Here is a 16,248-nt window from a genome sequence, read left to right on the forward strand (position 1 = left end):
CAACCGAACGCCTTCAGCCAGAGCTGTTGCCCGGTCGTCACCGTTTCCCCCGTCCATTCGAGAGTGTCCACTCGTTGATAGACGCCCGGTTGTCCGGGGACGGAGACTTGGCGGTTGGATTTGATCCGACAGAAGAAGCGCAGGTCTTCCCGATGGATCAGCTTGAGCAGACCAACGGATGCATACCAAGCGTCGAACAGAACCCAATCGGGGCGAAGTCGCGTTCCATCGCCTTCTGAACATCTCGCGGGCGTGGTCGTGCTTGCTCTTGGCGTCCCGCGCGACGTCCCAGATGCGGAAGTCGATGGGCAAGTAGTCGCCCTCGACCGGATCGTCATGAAGCCAGTGAACCACACCCATGCCGGTGATGACTTTGTGCGCGTTGCCGCTCCATTGGCGCGTCGCGGACTCGATCTTCTCGGAGTAGCCCTTGTCGAGCACCGTGTCGTCCAGAACCATCACTCCGCGTCGTCGTCTCTCCAGCGGGATGAGTTTCTTCACCCGATTCCAGAGAGCGCGGGGTTTGAGAGGATGGCTGCGCAGAAAGTCGCTCACGACATCATGGCTGCATGCGAGGATCCCTGCGAGATACGTCGCCGTGACGTTGCCGAACGATGCCAGAAGAACCTGCGTGTAGAGAATCGGATTGAGTCTGTCCATGCCTCATAGGATGGCAGAATCCCATCCAAAGACCAAGGGAGCGAAAGTCCTGAACTTAGGAAATGAGGTCAGGCGGATCCGCTTGACTTGGCTCCCGACGCCCGGCACAATTGGTGAGTCAAGGGATGATTCTGCGCGAGACTGGCGCGATACGGTCGTGCGACGAGGAGCCTGTGCGATGGCGCGACGCTGCTACATGTCCGGCAAGGGACCCAAGGTCATCAACAACGTCTCGCATGCGAACAACCGGACGAAGAGGCGTCAGTTGCCGAACCTGCAGCCCGTGCGCGTCTACGACCCGGAGACCGGGCAGTACCGCCGCCGTCGCGTCGCAGCTCGCGTGATTCGTACCCTCGACAAGCAGGGACTCCTGGCGCGCGCCCCGCGCGTCGATTCCGAGGGCGACTCCGCCTAGTCGAGCGATCCGCAGTTCCCATCGACAGACGACTCCCGAATCCATCGTCCACTGACAGAGCATCCCTGTGCCCGGCGGTTGCGGCGTCGTGTTGCCGCGCCTCGCGACGGTCTGATACACTCGACGACATCGGGACTTCGTCAGGATGCCCGACCCCAGCGGCGAGCGACATCGACCAGACATCGCGGAGGCAGACAGATGCCGGACACGCAGTATCGCTTCTCGTTCGGGCCCTGGAACATCCACGAGGGTGAGGACCCGTTCGGGCCCGCCGTGCGCGCTCCGTACGCGTTCGACGAGAAGCTCCCGCTCTACAAGTCGCTTGGGTTCGACGGTGTGCAGTTCCACGACGACGACGCGGTTCCCGACGTCGACAAGAAGTCGCCGCGTCAGATCCGGTCAGCATGCCGCGTTCTCAATCAGCGGCTGGGCGACGAAGGGCTCGTCGCGGAGTTCGTTGCCCCCCGGCTCTGGTTCACCGAACAGACTATCGACGGCGCGTACACGTCGAACAACGCCGAGCACCGTGCGTACGCGATCGACCGTACCAAGCGCACGATCGATATCGCGCGCGAGCTTGGGACGCGCGATGTCGTCCTCTGGCTGGCGCGCGAGGGCACGTACATCCGAGAGGCGAAGAACGCTCGTCAGGCGGTCGCGCATCTCGTCGACGCGCTCAACGCGATGCTGGACCACGACGCCGAAGTGCGCCTGCTGGTGGAACCGAAACCCAACGAGCCGATGGATCAGGCGTACATCCCGACCATCGGTCACGCCATCGCGTTGTCTTACCTCACGAGCGATCCGTCGCGGGTCGGCGGTCTCATCGAGTCTGCGCACGCTCTGCTGGCGGGGCTCGACCCGTCGGACGAGATGGCGTACGCGCTGGCGCACGGCAAGCTGTGGAGCGTGCATCTGAACGATCAGAACGGGCTCAAGTTCGACGAGGACAAGAGCTTCGGTTCCGCGAACCTGCGCGGCGCGTTCAACCAGGTCCGAGTGCTTGACGAATACGGGTACGGCAAGAACGGCGAGTTCGTCGGTCTGGACGTCAAGGCGATGCGGACGCAGCCACGCGAGCTGGCGCGGCAGCACCTGACGAACAGCCGCCAGATGTTCGACCACCTGCTCGCCAAGGTCCGAACGCTCGACAAGACCGTCGAGCAGCAGTATCGGGACGCTCGGGATTACGAAGGACTGGAGGGCTACATCCTCCGCCACCTGATGGGCGTCCGGTAAGAGCTCAGCCCTCCCCGGCGCATGTGCCGGGGAGGGCTCCGCCCAAGCGCAACCTCACCCGCGCCCCTCACGTATTCCCCGGCGAGCGTGGCGTCCGCCCCTCCTGTCGTAGACACGCCCACCACGCCAAGGGCAATGCGCATGGGCTTCCTATCCGGTGAGCCGATCGTCCAGCTTGTCGCCGCCGTTGACCGACCCTACGAGACGGGCGTCGCCGCCGCTCGGACCTGCTACTCGTCTAACGGCATCGTCCTGCCGGACGACGTGTCGCGCACGAAGAAGTCGCGGGAACTGCGCGACCGCATCGCGGCAAGCACCCTCCAAGCGGGTCATCTGACGACGCGGCAGCACGCCACGTTCGTGTTCGCCCTGGATCGCGTATCCCGCGCTGTGACGTGGTCGTTCCTGCACAGCCACCCGTTCTACAACTCGGAACAGGTCAGCCAGCGGTACGTCGAGGTGAATCCGGAGAGCGTGCTGGTTCCAGACCTGCCGGAACCGGCTCTCACCATCTACCGGTCTGCGGTCGACGCGCAGATGTCGGGCTACCAGGAGCTCATCCAGCGGATGCTCCCGACCATCCGCGACGAGTTCCATGAGCTCTTTCCGGCGAGGACCCGCCAGCCCGAACGCTGGGAGAAGCTGCTTCTGAGGAAGGCGTACGAAGTCGCTCGGTACGTGCTGCCCGTCGCGACGTTCACGTACCTGTATCACACGGTCAGCGCGCTTACGCTCCTCCGCTACGCGCGGACCATGGACTCCTACGACACGCCAACCGAACAACGCATGCTCGTGCGGAAGATGCTCGACGCGGCGCAGGAGTGGGACCCGCTGTTTAGGCGCGAGATACCGGACCCGATTCCCATCGAAGAGACGCCGGAACACGCCTTCATGGTCCAGCAAGCGGAACCGTCCGTCGCGGACGCATCCCGCGCGTTTGCCGCCGAGTTCGACGAGCGTTTGGCTGGGGGAACCTCTGCGTTGCTGTCCGCATCGACGGACGGCGAAGCGACTCTCGCAGGGGCGGTGCGCGGCATCCTCGGCGTGCCACGTGACCGACTGACCGATCGCGAAGCCATCGAGCTCCTGCTGAGTCCGTCGAGGAACCCATACCTGGCGGAGACGCTTGGCGTGCACAGCCATGTCAAGCTGTCGCGCGCCATGGAGCACCTCTCGTTCACGTTCGCCAAGAAGCTGAGCCACACGGCGGACTCGCAGGATCAACGCCATCGCATGGTTCCGGGAGCGCGTCCCATCCTGAGCCGCCAGTATACGGGCACGCCCGACACCATCGTGCCAAAGGTCATCCGCGCCAACCCCGACGCGTGGGAGCTCTTCGACCGCATCAACGACCGCGCCTACGAGGCGATCAACCGCCTGCTGGAGCTCGGCGTATCGCCTGAGATGGCGCTGTACTTGCTGCCGAACGCGGCGGCGATACGGTTCGTGGAGTCCGGGTCGCTGATGGACTGGCATCACAAGTGGCGGACGCGGTTGTGCTACACGGCGCAGGAGGAGATCTTCCACGCCTCCGTGGATGAGGTTCTGGCGGTTCGCGCGCGCTACCCGACTGTCGGGGCGTTCCTGCACGCTCCGTGTTGGTTCCGAGCCAACACGCCTCAGCGACCGTTCTGCCCCGAAGGAGACCGGTTCTGCGGCGTTCCCGTCTGGAAGCTGGAGCCCGGCGCGTTCAGTCGGATGCTCTGAGCGTCCATCGGGTCCTGGGCCCCGCCTAGTGCCGGAACCGCGCCCAAGTCGTCGCCAGCTTGCCTGCGGGCTCGACGGGCAACAGTCCGCCGTCCTTGATCGCGGCGATCTCGTCTGCCGACAGCGCTCTCGTGTAGAGGGTCAAATCGTCGATGTAGAAGTTGGCAGCGGGCCCCGGGTACGCTGGGGACTTCCCCACGTACAGACCGCCGTTGCCCTGCGCAAACTTCGGCGGAACCGGCGTATCGCCTTTCTTGGCTCCGTTCACGTAGCCCGTCAGCGTTCCGTCTTTGGTTACACCGGCGACGTGGAACCACTGTTTCTGAGGAAACTGGGTCTTGTCGCCGTCAGGGCCCAGACCCCAGAAGCCGAGGTTCCCAGGGTTGTATCGGTAGTGGATGCCGAGTCCGCCCGTCTCGACCCACAGTCCGGGGGACCGGTCGCTGCCGGGCGCTGTCTTGGCGAGGATCTGGTCCCATCCGCCGCTCGCGGCGGCGGGGAAGTTGATCCAGAACAGGAGGGTGTTCTCCTGGAAAGTCTCCAGCTCGGGAAACCTGACCTGCTCCGCTAAGAGTCTATCTCAATCGACGAATGCAGTTATCCGATAGTCTCCTGTGAGTTCGTCGATTCAGGCGTCTATCGCGTGCAAACGACCGACGATGCCAAGCCGGAACCCAAGCCGGAACCGACGATCTGGGCGGTTCCCGACGACGTGTGGGAGATCATCGAGGAGATTCTGAGCCGCGAGTATCCTCGACATCGGCGCAACCGAGCCGCGCGTTCACGCATGTTTTCCTTGACAGTATAAGGGGGGTACGGAAAAATCCGTACAGCAACTGTAGTACGCGTGGAACAAGGAGAAGATGCGTCCGAAGAGGCGCCAACTAACCGGACGAAACTCGTCGCCTTGCCCGAAAGGGAGGGGCCTTTCGTCCGCGGCGACTCCCGATCGCGTCACGACGACATCTCTGACATCAGGAGCTGTGCCAACGCCGGGCGTGTTCCCAACCAACATCTGAAATCCTGCCTCGAATGAGGACAACGTGACCACGGTCAATGCAGCCTATATGACCGCTCGTGATGACCAGATCATCGCGATAGAGAACACGCTAGGAGCCGGCATCATCGATCCGGGCAAGCCACTTTCGAGCTACCTTCGAGCCAAGGACGGCGCCCTCCTGTATACCGATGATATACCCAGTGAGCCTGGTATGGCATCTGCCACCTTGACAGCGTTCTCGAAACCGGGCAGTCGAAGGACATCACACTGAGCCGGCGCACATCCGGACTGGTGAGCGTTTCCTTTGATGCCGGATGGGACACGCTGGGTCAGGCGATGGCGCTATGGAACTACCCGGCCATAGCGGAGGTCATGAGGATCGTGAAGGTATCGGACCCTGACAATCTGTTGAGCGTTGCAGCAAACAAGCTGAGAATCACGAATCATAGTCAGGCCAACTCCGTCGCGCGAATCACATTGCTTCACGTGATCGTCGCACCGGGCACGAGTGCTCTTCCGACGATAGGTTAGTCATGGACTGTCGACCCTTGGGATAGGCGGTAGTACCAGATGGGTCGACAAGGCGAACGACGAGCTGAAGTTCCGCGTTCGATACAACGACACCGTCTGCAAGACAGGCCCGTGGTTTTGTCGTAGCGGCGTTTCGCTTGCAGAGACGAGAGACGCCTTCTCAGCCGCCCGACGGATCCCGAGGTGCTTCGTGAACTCGTGCCTTCGCTGGTTGCGGCAGGGCTGCCTTGCTCTGACGCTCGCAGCTTGCGCAACGGCATCGGCGCAAGAGGCGGTCTGGGTGCCCTTGCGAATCGAAGGATGCGACACGTGCACCGTTACCAACCTCCACTTCGTCACACCGCAAGAAGGATGGGCATCTGCGCGCGACACGTCGCGGGGGTTCTATCGCCTGCGAACTAGCGACGGAGGCGATACATGGACAACAGAACCGATCCTCAAGGAGGACTATGTCGTTCTCCAACGGGCGCAATTCACCAGTGCGCACGAGGGATGGGCGCCGGCGGACTACGACGACTCTCAGATCGACGAGGGAACGCACGGCGTCTTCGCTCCGGTGCGGTTCTACCACACCAGCGATGGCGGCAGAACGTGGGTGTCGAGGGCAGGGCGCATCCTCAATACGACCTACCTCGGCGATGAAGGTCACGCCAAGCAGGCAGATCGGAGATTCGTACCGAATCTCCGCACAGTAGGTAACCAAGTCCTTGTGATGGCGGGAGAACTCGGTAGGCAGATTGGCACGATGTTTGCCTACTATCGCGGTCGCATCATCCTGGTCTCTCGCGATCAAGGAAACAGCTGGAACGCGTTTCTGTTCGGCGACTCGGACTGGGGTCCTTGTATCAAGTTCGAGCGTCCGGATGACATCAGGGATATCGAGTTCGTGGACAACATACACGGATGGATACCGGCACCCAGTTGCCGTGCAGGGGATGGACATTTATTCGTCACGCGCGACGGCGGAGACACTTGGAATGCGCTCAAGTTCAGACGCGAGACCTCAGGAGAGTCTCTCGAATATGTTGAATTCGCTACTCCGTCAATAGGGTGGGGTTGGGGTATCATGATAGCAGGTTCCGTGTATACAGCTGATGGTGGTCAGACTTGGCAGACGTCGACCCAGTTCGCCGTCATGGATGTGCTTTTTGGGCCAGAGACCGAAGGATGGTCAATCGCACAGACACGCGACACGGACAACCGAGCATGGGTTCTAGGTATCTTCCATAGTGCGGATAGAGGCGCTTCGTGGCAGATGGAATCCTCCCGAGTACCCGGCGCCGCCATGCGATTGTTGTTCCAACCGCAGACTCGGACCATATGGGCGATCGGGTACATTCCACTCAGACGTATTGGTCTGGTATCGAGTGTTGAGGCACACGCAAAGCTGCCGGATATGTGGGGGAAGCTAAAGCGGAAGTGAGAGGGGGCGATCATGCAGATACGGCTCTCGCCACGTCGGCGTGTACGCCGTCAACGGCGTCCGGAACGGCTCCCCCAGCACGCCCGAGCAGCCGCCCGACGGATCCCGAGGTGCTTCATGAACTCGTGCCTTCGCTGGTTGCGGCAGGGCTGCCTTGCTCTGACGCTCGCAGCTTGCGCAACCGCATCGGCGCAAGAGGCGGTCTGGGTGCCCTCACGAATCGAAGGATGCGATCTGTGCGCCGTCACCAACCTCCACTTCGTGACGCCGCAGGAAGGCTGGGCGTCTGCGCACGACACGTCGCGGGGGCTCTATCGCCTGCGAACTAGCGACGGCGGCATGACTTGGACGACTGAAACAACAGGAGAGGACGATTACCGGCTTCTCGAGAGAGCACAGTTCGTCAACGCGCTCGAGGGTTACGCAGTCGCCGACCGTTACCCGTACTTCATCGACGCCTTTGGTAGAGGCAACCACGATGAAGATAAAACGCTGGCGTCGCCGGTGCGCTTCTACCAGACGAACGACGGCGGGCAGACGTGGAGGCTTCGCGAAGGCGATATGGCTGGTACCGTATACTTCGGCGATGTCGCAAGAGCCAAAGAAGCGAACCGGAGGAATCTCACCGTCTTGCGCTTCATCACCCGTGACTTCGGCGTTGCCGCTGGTGTGGTCGCCTGCTCCGATTGTAGGACATGGACGGCTTATCGCGGTTACATACTCTTCGTGACGCGCGACGGAGGCGCGACCTGGAAAGCGTTCATCTTCGGTGACTCCTATCCAGGCGACCGCTCCGACCCAACTTTTTCCATTCTCCCGATGCCTATCTTCGACATCGCGTTTGTCGGAGACCGATACGGATGGGCTCCTGCTGGCGGCGCACAGAACCTCTACCTGTTCAGAACGACCGACGGCGGAAGCAGTTGGGAAGCGCTCTCCTTTCCAGGGAGGCACGAGACACTGGACGTGTTTGGCACTCACGTTCTGTTCACGACGCCAATGGATGGCTGGAGCTGGGGTCGCAGTGTCGCGACCACGAGGAACGGCGGGGATACGTGGGTGCGGTATTACGATAGTAGCGTGTCGTATGTGTTTTTCCTGAATGCTGACGAAGGTTGGTCATCCGGAGCAGACGCTACCACTGACGATGCAGGCCAGTTGCATTGGCGGCCAGATATCCGTCACTCCAATGACGGGGGAACTACCTGGAATATCGAGTATCAGGCTCCAACGAGCGCAGGAATCCCCCGATGGGAAGCCCCGTTCAGGGCCGTTTTCGACTCACTCACGCGAACCGTATGGGTTTATGGGTGGCGAATGCTACATCGGCGCACCGGCGTTCCTACAGGCATCCAGCCTCTCGATCGACTGCCTGTCGCATGGGGGTCCTTGAAAAGGAGATGACCGTGCAGGTCCGGGTAAGTCCTCGCAGACGCTTGGGCACATTCCGCCTCGGTGAAACCGTCGCTCACAACATTCCATCGGGGTTCTGGAGTGTGTGGCAACCAGACATCTCTCTGCTCCCGACCGGATTCGCTGACGTCTGGAACGGAGAAGATGGCACGTACCGAGCGTGCGACCGTATCTTCTTCGCGTATAAAAGACAGTGGCGGGGACGCCGCTTGGGGCCATGCGAACGATGTCCCTCCGAGCGTTTGGTGGCAGGAAGGCTCAACTGCCGATCGCCTCGACGCTTGGCGGAACGCGAATGCATGGATCGGCACAGAGGAGATCCAAGCCGAGCCCTCGGCGAACCCTCCCGTTCCATATCAGCCTGAAAACCCCGATTGCGCTCTGTATCGCGTCGCTTCCATGAACGTTCAGGATCCCGCGCTCGATCCGGGTCCATCCAATCCCTCAACACGCACCATGCGCGGTGATCTCGCGCGCGCTCTACGGACTGTATCGTGGCAGTCCGGAATTCACCGCATGGTCGATACCGAAGATAGTCGCTTACGTTGGGCGCATACGCGACCATCTCACCATGGATACCTCGCTGGGGCGCAACCTTCGGAACGCGTGCATGGGATGGAACCTCCAGGATGACACGTTCGGCGACGCCATCGGCGGCGGTACCTGCCTCGGTTTCCACCCGTTCGAAGACGTGGACAAGTGGCGAACCCTCATCAAAGCCGCTCAGGACGCCCAAATGGCTCGGAACGCCGACGGCACGCCGATTCCGGGCAAGACGCCCATCAATCTGCCCTTTTTCTTCAACTGGGAGATCGGATTCACGTGGTACCTCGCCCCTGACGGCGCGTGGAGTGTGTTCAGCACGCCCCAACCGGACCCTTCGGGTCCGCCGAGATACCGGTGGTACGATCTACCGCTGTGGATGAAGATGGCGATCCGGCGTGTCTCCCATCCCGACGGCGGCGCGTTCCCCGATGACGCCGTTCGCGTGTTGCTGCCTTACTCGTATCCATGGAACGCAGTGACGCCGTGGAACTACAGGACGCTTCCGCCGTGGTACTCGTGGAAGGAAGTCATCCGGTCGCTCGACGAGGATTTCCCATTTGTCGACCCCACCGACCCCAGCAACCCGAACAAGGCGAACAAAGACCTCCAGATCCAACCGATACTGGAGTGTGGGAAGTGCCTACCTGCCGTGACGAATCCGCCCGGGCACGCCGATATGCACAAACAGGTGCGCGTTCTCCTAGACATGGGGCCGAAGAATCGGATCACGGCGCTCTGGTTCGCGGCATGGACGGTGTCTGAATATACCTGGCAGAGCACCGCCAAACAGCACTGGACGACGGCGTCGACGTACAAGGAGCGATGGGCGGAAGCCATCCAAACCGAGATCGGCGATGAGGCAACGCAGCCGACGACCGAAGCCATCGGAGCGGCGAAGCCGGACACGACCGAACTCCTTCCTCTACCGGTCACGTCTTTCGTGAAAGGCGGGAACGTCCGGATTCCGTATCAGCTTCATCAGAAGGGCGTGGTACGCATCAGGATCGAGAGGTTAAGCGCGGTATGGTACGAGGTTCGGAACATAGACGAAGGTTTCTGGGCGAATCGCCTGCCGGGTACTACAAACGCGATCCCGCAGAGACGTTGACCGACGAGAACAGTCTATGGGGCACCTCGGCGCACTGGGACGGGCGCGACGACGGCGTGATCGGCGGGGTTGTGCGCCCCGAATCCGTTGCGGGCCATTACCGCGTCCGTCTATTCGTGAACGGATTCGAGGTAACTGGAAGTCCACGAGGCATTGAGATCGAGGAGCCCTGACGGAACTCCGTGGCACGGGATAGCCGTCGTCTCGCGCCACTGGCTCCAGCAGCGCCAGCGTCGTATAGGGTTGGTGACGACGACCAAGAGGTCTGCCATCCACTTTACGAGATCGCTTCGAGTCCCATTGCGGAGCGCCGGCTGGATGGGAGTCAGCGGCAATCAGCTACGGCGCTGCTGATGTCTGCCTCGTTCCAGCCCTGCCGACGCCAGTCTGAACCCACACGGGAAGTACATCGGTTCCCCAATGGAACAAAGCAGCGACAAACTCATCGCGGCGGCGGCATATTGGGATGGGCAGTGGGATCGCACGTCTGGAGATGGAACAAACGCACCTTTCCATGACGAAGACGGGGTGCCGTACGATGCCGTCTTGTTTCTGGACGACATTGAGGCCTCCTCGTATCTCTTCCTTAAGTTCGCGTGAAGTTCTCGTGATGGCAGCCAACGTGACAGAGGCAGTTACTTTAGTCAAGACGCAACCAAAGCGTGCGGCTGCCGTGTGCTTTGTGAGTGCGATGTTATTGCTGGAATATCTAGTCGTATATTCCGTTCAATGTCAAATTCTGTTTACATCCGTGGGCTATGACCGTCTGGGAATGCTCTTCAGGTATCCGGGACTCTACGCTGTTAATGAGGATGGGTCCGGTTTGCGGCGATTACCCGCCTATGTAGGGCATCCTCGCGGTTCCCCGCGCGGTGATTGGATACTTGGTACGAAAGGTGCTAGCGACGTAAACATAGATATCTATATCATTAGACCCGACGGTTCCCTGACTCACAATCTGACAAATCATCCGGCTATGGATATGAATCCAACGTGGTCGCCGGACGGTCGCCAGATCGCCTTCGCCTCGAATCGCATCCGCGAAGTGGAACCGCGCGACATCTTCATTATGGACGCCGACGGCTCGAACGTCCGGCATCTCGTCTACGGGTGGCAACCGGCGTGGTCTCCCGATGGGAGACGCATCGCCTTTGCGTCGAATGTCGACCCCGGTGCGGTGGGCATCTACGTTGTCGATGTTGACGGACGCAACCGGAAACGACTGACGAACCCAGGGAACCCGAGAGGATGGGACACAGATCGAACGCCAGCGTGGGCGCCGGATAGTCAGCGCATCGCGTTCGAGCGTCATGGTGCCATCGCCGTGATGAACGCCGACGGCACGGATCTCCGGTTTCTCACCGACGAATGGGGGAGTCTCCATCCGACGTGGTCACCGGATGGTAAGCAGATTGCGTTCCAGCGTGTGTTGGGGGTCGGGGAGGGCGCTCAGTCCGACATCTTTGTGATGAACGTGGATGGAGCGAATCAGCGGAACATCACGAACGATCCGGCAGATGACATGTGGCCCTCGTGGTGTCCGGTTCCGCTGGTGACGGCGGTTTCGCCCGCGGGCAAGACGCCGCTAGTGTGGGCGCAACTGAAGCGCGCGCCGTAGCGCCCTCTGAACACGCTCGCCTCCGCTTATCGCGATCCGCTTCACGGCGGCGAGCGATGCAGCTCCGCGACATGAACGGCTGAGCCCACGCAGATCAATGCGCGCGGAACTCGTCGGCGCCGGGATCGGTGGCTTCGCTGCGAGCCGCGCGGTCGATGTCCTCGGGAACGTCGTCCCGGCGTGCCACCTGCGCCGACGCGTCGAGCGCGCGTCCCAGCCGCAGGTTCCCCTCCTCCGCGCTCACGAAGGCATCGGTGACAACTTGCGTCAGGTTCCCGTCGAACGTCACGTCGCTGGACGTCTCGACGCGCATCGGGGGCCCGCTGAGCAGGTTGTTCGCCACGACGAGCCCGTCGTTGGCGTGGACGAGCCGGATGAGCCGCTGGAGCCGGTTCTCCGGGTCGTGGATCGTGTTGTGGACGATCCGGCAGTCGCGCGTGTAGTCGGCGACGATCCCGTTCTCCGGCGGGCGCGTCACCAGGTTGTTCCGCACGAGAACGCCCGTGCAGTGAACCGCGACATCGTCGGGGATGTGCGAGTTCCCCAGCGCGATCCCCGTGTCGCAGTCGACGATGATGTTCCGCTCGACGATGCAGCCCTCCGTCTCGTGCCAGAGGAAGATCGCCCCACGAGCCCCGCGCGTGCGTCCCTGGATGCCGATGAACACGTTGTCGGCGATGACCCATTCCTTGGCGAACATCGTGTCGATCCCGCCGATGTAGTTCCCGCCGAAGTTCTCCGCCGTGTCCGCCGGATCGTCCTCATACCGCTTCGCGCGGTCGTTGTAGAACAGGCAGAACTCGACGCGGCAGCCGCGCGGACTCTCGTTCGCCCGGCGCTCCGGCACAACCTTCACGCCTTTGACGCCTCGCTGCCAGATGTTGTGGATGACGCAGTTGCGGATCACGATCCGTTGGACGTTCGAGTCCGAGTTGATCTTGATGCCGTTCCACTTGATGTTCTGCACCGTCAGATCGGCGATCGTCACGTCCGAGCAGGCGCGGATGCCCAAGAGCTCGCCGTGCTGGCTCTCGATCCCGTCGAGGATGACGTTCTCCCGGTGACCGGATTCGCCCCGGAGCGTGACGCCGTCGGCGCGGATCTCGACGTAGCGCGGCAGGAGATAGTGTCCGTCGGCGACGAGGATCGTCGAACGCGGCTTCGCGCCGTCGATGGCGCGCATGAGCTCCTGGACGGTCGAGACGCGCACAACGTCGCCCGTCGGCGGCGGCAGAGGCGGTGCGACAGGGAACCACGGCAAGTGACGCATCGGCGCAGCCCTTCCCATCGGACGGCGGACGCCCTCGCGGAGCATGTCGGCGTACGCCATCAGCACGAGGTAGTTGCGGAGCGAATAGCCGTTGGAGTCGAGCGCTGCTTCGGAGTAGTCGTCGCGGTAGGCGGCCGGATGGCTCGGATGGACGCCGTCGCGCGAGATGAGCGTCGGCACGTCGTAGCCGCTCCACTCGCGGAACCGGTCGAGGCTGCCGTCCCAGTCCGTAGGTCGGCGGCGGAGGATCTCGGCGTGGTAGTCCACGAGCGGGAGCCCGCGTTCCCCCGCGACTCGCCGCGCCGCCTCGGCGAACTCGGCGGACGACTCGACATAGCCGCTGCGAGGCGGGATCGTGTTCAGGAGAACCCGCGTCCCGAAATCGAGGCAGGCGTCCACGACGGCTCGCAAGTGGGATGCGTACTCGTCGGCGGAGAGGTCGTAGAGGTCGTTCGTGCCGAACATGATGAGCGCCGTCTCCGGCTGGAGCCGTCGGAGCCATTCGCCGATGTGTTCCCGCGCCCATCGGATCGTCCTGCTGCCGTCGCTGCCGTAGTCGGGGCCCTTCCAGTCCGACCAGCATCCGGGAGCCATCGTCTCGTTGACGAGGCGGAAGGCTTCCTCCATCTCCGGCGAGGCGTTCCGGCGGCGGTACCGGAGCGGCGCCCAGAACGCCATCGTCACGGTGATCGAGTCGCCGAACTGCGCGAACGTCCCGCGCTGAATGCCGGAATGGTTCATCTCGTCGATCGATCTGGGCTCGTAGGTGCGACCAGGCCGGTCGCCCTCGTCGTGGAACGGGCCACGCGCCGCGTCGCCCCTACTCCATGGCGTCTGTAGAGTCGCTACCGATCTGCCAGACAGACCACCGAGCAGGTGACCCACTCAGTCGAACTCCAGCAGTTTGGCGCGACGGACGTATGAGGCGAACTTATCCTGCTTCCTCTCGAGCTCTTGGCGGATTTTGATCCATGAAGCTGTGAACGCAGGATCGGTAGGCAAGCCGCTCATCAGGACTGCCCATTCTGGATCCGAGAGTGTGTTGACCCCGACATACCGCTTGATCAGATCAAGATGCCACTGCCTGCCCCGCCCAATCAGACCTACGCTGGATGTATTGACTCCCGCAGTGTTCCGTGTCTGGGCTCCTAGCGATACTAGATCGGGTGCGATTGAGAATGCCGCGAAAGCAGCTTCGATCGCGTCATGGTGCCGTCGCCATATGTCAAGAAGATTGCTGCCGGGGAAGTAGATCGCGATCAGCGACTGCACTTGTGTAGAATCCACGACCCATCGAGCTAGGTAATTCTGCCCGACTTGCTGGGCGTGGAGCGTCCGTTGGAACGCGTTGCCAGCGAGGAGGCATGACGCCTCCTGGAAACACGACTGGACATTCCGAATCGCTTCCATCGACGCTGCCATGCTGTACCGAAGAAGGTCAGCCTTGATCTCGAGGCGCTTTGTCTTCTTCTGCCACTCGGCAATACGCCATGAGATGAACGCCCCTACTCCTCCTCCACCGAGAATGGCACCGCCGATTGGGACGATGATATCTATGACAACATTGATATCGGGCATCCGATTGACCCGAGATTGCGAGTTCCACACATCTGGCCGAACCCGCCAGCAGAGGCTTATTGTTCGATCAGGCGCGTCGTCGTCATGTTGCCGATCGTCTGCGTCGTACCCGTGATGGTCCTCCCGTCAGACGTCGTGTAGCGATGGTACAGCATGTCACCGACGACATAGGAAGAACCACGATATGAAACTCCCTCAGAGCTCCGGCCGTTCCGCACCAGGTAGTCGCCAAGGTCTATCGAGAACGAACGGTACGCCACGCCGTTCGAGTCACGACCCGTGTGGAAGTCAAAACCACCAAGATGAGTTGTCGTACCTCGATAGCTGTCTCCAAGACTGTTGCGAGCGCTTACATAGCTTAAGTTCCCGAGGTTGAGCACACTGCCCCGGACGCGCCCGCGCGAAGAGTCGTAACCGCTAAAGAAGCTCAGATCGCTCAGACTCGATGTGTCCGTCGTAACGTAGTTGGAACGACGGCCCGTACGATCACCGAGATAGGAGGGCGTAGGCGTCAATACCTGATCCGACACAGACGCTCTGGGTGAAGAACTAGAACGGTCGGAGCGGGCAAAGGACGCGCCGATGGCATCCGCAAGTTCCGCGCTGCGTCGGTATCGGGCGATCTGTGCGTCCAGCTGGCTAATCACCAGCTCCAAATGGGCCATGTAGAGGCTACGCTGGGCTGGCGTCAAGTGTGCGCTGTCGACGAAGTGCAACAAGTCGGATGCGTCCATTGGGTCACTGGCCTGCAGCTCCTGCGTGATCTGATTCAACAGCTGCTCTATGGACATGTCGTTCGGATGTGGTACCTCGCCACGGTGCGCCATCGCCATGTAGCGAGTGGATGGGGCGCACCCTAAGACGAGGCCGACCAACAGCAGCATGGTGTCTAGTCGGACGACCATCGAAGCACGCATCCCTATCCCCTTCCGCTGTAATCACGACCGGCGCTGCCGAGATACGGTCCAACCACCATTGTCGTGAGGAGTGTAGTTCGGCAGTCACCCTCCCGCAATGAGCGCTACTGCTCGCGTCTGCGGATGGCCAACGAATGTGAGCTGTGGGCAAGGCATCCGCCGGACACCCGACCTCGTAGGAGTAGGCTGAGAGATAACAGCCCGCACGAACTGCCTGCCCATTCGCAGCCAGTCGATCGCATCTTCTGGTGCCTGTCTCGTCCGCACAGACACGGAAGTGCCTACGGAGACTCTGCTACTCGGCTTCGACCATTCCGTGCTGTGGGACGACAGTTACCGCACTGGATTCCGATACGTCCAGACCCTGGACATCGACGAAGCCTAGAACTCATCGAGGACGGCGTGGCATGATGTCTTGACCATCGGTACCGGCGCCTCGTGCGGGCGCTACGGGCTCATACCCCAATTCCCGGCGTCTGCTGACTCGGCAGGAGCCCGGAGAATGGACACTGAAACCGACATCGACGACGACTCCACAAGCGACCCGCTACACCGATGCCGGATCGACCTGGCGGAAGAACGAAATGACCGTATCGCCGTAGTCCTCGACGCGCACGCGCGTCAGACGCCCGTAGTAGTCCGCCGGAGCCGCGCGCCGGTCGTGCTCGACGACGACGACGCCGTCCGGGTCGGCGGTACGCGATAAGCCCAGCCGACGCAGCGCCTCGTTCGCCAGGTTCGAGTCATAGGGCGGATCGACGAAGACGACTCCGAACGTCTCGCCGCGCCGCTCGAAGTCCGTCAAGGCGTTGCCTGCGTCCAT

At 61.8% G+C, this 16,248-nt stretch carries 12 protein-coding genes; 6 read left to right on the forward strand and 6 right to left on the reverse strand.

The features are described from left to right. The coding region (locus FJZ36_13090; protein ID MBM3215841.1) for a hypothetical protein at positions 1–660 on the reverse strand (660 nt) is incomplete at its 3' end. A 178-nt stretch (positions 661–838) separates the two neighbouring features. Here FJZ36_13090 and rpmB point away from each other — a divergent pair. From rpmB to FJZ36_13105, 3 genes are all read left to right on the forward strand, one after another. Next, positions 839–1,075 (forward strand): 50S ribosomal protein L28, encoded by a 237-nt coding sequence (gene rpmB / locus FJZ36_13095; protein MBM3215842.1) that lies wholly within the window; start codon positions 839–841, stop codon positions 1,073–1,075. A gap of 198 nt (positions 1,076–1,273) precedes the next feature. After that, positions 1,274–2,314, forward strand: a complete 1,041-nt coding sequence (locus tag FJZ36_13100) for a TIM barrel protein (GenBank protein ID MBM3215843.1) — start codon at positions 1,274–1,276, stop codon at positions 2,312–2,314. Positions 2,315–2,455: 141 nt separating this feature from the next. After that, a complete protein-coding gene (locus FJZ36_13105) occupies positions 2,456–4,021 on the forward strand; it encodes an FAD-dependent thymidylate synthase (protein ID MBM3215844.1) in 1,566 nt (521 codons plus the stop codon). A 25-nt stretch (positions 4,022–4,046) separates the two neighbouring features. On the opposite strand, the gene FJZ36_13110 is transcribed toward FJZ36_13105, so the two are convergent. Next, positions 4,047–4,565 (reverse strand): LamG domain-containing protein, encoded by a 519-nt coding sequence (locus tag FJZ36_13110; GenBank protein MBM3215845.1) that lies wholly within the window; start codon positions 4,563–4,565, stop codon positions 4,047–4,049. 2,617 nt (positions 4,566–7,182) lie between these two features. Between FJZ36_13110 and FJZ36_13115 the strand changes: the two genes are divergently transcribed. From FJZ36_13115 to FJZ36_13125, 3 genes are all read left to right on the forward strand, one after another. After that, a complete protein-coding gene (locus FJZ36_13115; protein MBM3215846.1) occupies positions 7,183–8,379 on the forward strand; it encodes a hypothetical protein in 1,197 nt (398 codons plus the stop codon). A gap of 619 nt (positions 8,380–8,998) precedes the next feature. Further along, on the forward strand, positions 8,999–10,042 hold the full coding sequence (locus tag FJZ36_13120; GenBank protein ID MBM3215847.1) for a hypothetical protein: 1,044 nt from the start codon (positions 8,999–9,001) through the stop codon (positions 10,040–10,042). Positions 10,043–10,508: 466 nt separating this feature from the next. Then, positions 10,509–11,660 (forward strand): hypothetical protein, encoded by a 1,152-nt coding sequence (locus FJZ36_13125; GenBank protein ID MBM3215848.1) that lies wholly within the window; start codon positions 10,509–10,511, stop codon positions 11,658–11,660. A 94-nt stretch (positions 11,661–11,754) separates the two neighbouring features. On the opposite strand, the gene FJZ36_13130 is transcribed toward FJZ36_13125, so the two are convergent. From FJZ36_13130 to FJZ36_13145, 4 genes are all read right to left on the reverse strand, one after another. Beyond that, positions 11,755–13,671, reverse strand: coding sequence for a hypothetical protein (locus FJZ36_13130; GenBank protein MBM3215849.1), 1,917 nt, complete (start codon positions 13,669–13,671; stop codon positions 11,755–11,757). Positions 13,672–13,815: 144 nt separating this feature from the next. Next, a complete protein-coding gene (locus FJZ36_13135; protein MBM3215850.1) occupies positions 13,816–14,508 on the reverse strand; it encodes a hypothetical protein in 693 nt (230 codons plus the stop codon). A gap of 56 nt (positions 14,509–14,564) precedes the next feature. Further along, a complete protein-coding gene (locus FJZ36_13140; protein MBM3215851.1) occupies positions 14,565–15,425 on the reverse strand; it encodes a hypothetical protein in 861 nt (286 codons plus the stop codon). A 547-nt stretch (positions 15,426–15,972) separates the two neighbouring features. Continuing rightward, positions 15,973–16,248, reverse strand: coding sequence for a hypothetical protein (locus FJZ36_13145; protein ID MBM3215852.1), 276 nt, complete (start codon positions 16,246–16,248; stop codon positions 15,973–15,975).

The organism is Candidatus Poribacteria bacterium, from assembly GCA_016866785.1.
Classification (GTDB): domain Bacteria; phylum Poribacteria; class WGA-4E.

What these genes read in the sequence shown, in the direction of transcription:
- rpmB (MBM3215842.1), top strand. Translation starts at nt 839, where the DNA reads ATGGCGCGACGCTGCTACATGTCCGGCAAGGGACCCAAGGTCATCAAC.
- FJZ36_13100 (MBM3215843.1), top strand. Translation starts at nt 1,274, where the DNA reads ATGCCGGACACGCAGTATCGCTTCTCGTTCGGGCCCTGGAACATCCAC.
- FJZ36_13105 (MBM3215844.1), top strand. Translation starts at nt 2,456, where the DNA reads ATGGGCTTCCTATCCGGTGAGCCGATCGTCCAGCTTGTCGCCGCCGTT.
- FJZ36_13120 (MBM3215847.1), top strand. Translation starts at nt 8,999, where the DNA reads ATGGGATGGAACCTCCAGGATGACACGTTCGGCGACGCCATCGGCGGC.
- FJZ36_13125 (MBM3215848.1), top strand. Translation starts at nt 10,509, where the DNA reads ATGGGCAGTGGGATCGCACGTCTGGAGATGGAACAAACGCACCTTTCC.
- FJZ36_13130 (MBM3215849.1), bottom strand. Translation starts at nt 13,671, where the DNA reads ATGAACCATTCCGGCATTCAGCGCGGGACGTTCGCGCAGTTCGGCGAC.
- FJZ36_13135 (MBM3215850.1), bottom strand. Translation starts at nt 14,508, where the DNA reads ATGCCCGATATCAATGTTGTCATAGATATCATCGTCCCAATCGGCGGT.
- FJZ36_13140 (MBM3215851.1), bottom strand. Translation starts at nt 15,425, where the DNA reads ATGCGTGCTTCGATGGTCGTCCGACTAGACACCATGCTGCTGTTGGTC.
- FJZ36_13145 (MBM3215852.1), bottom strand. Translation starts at nt 16,248, where the DNA reads ATGGACGCAGGCAACGCCTTGACGGACTTCGAGCGGCGCGGCGAGACG.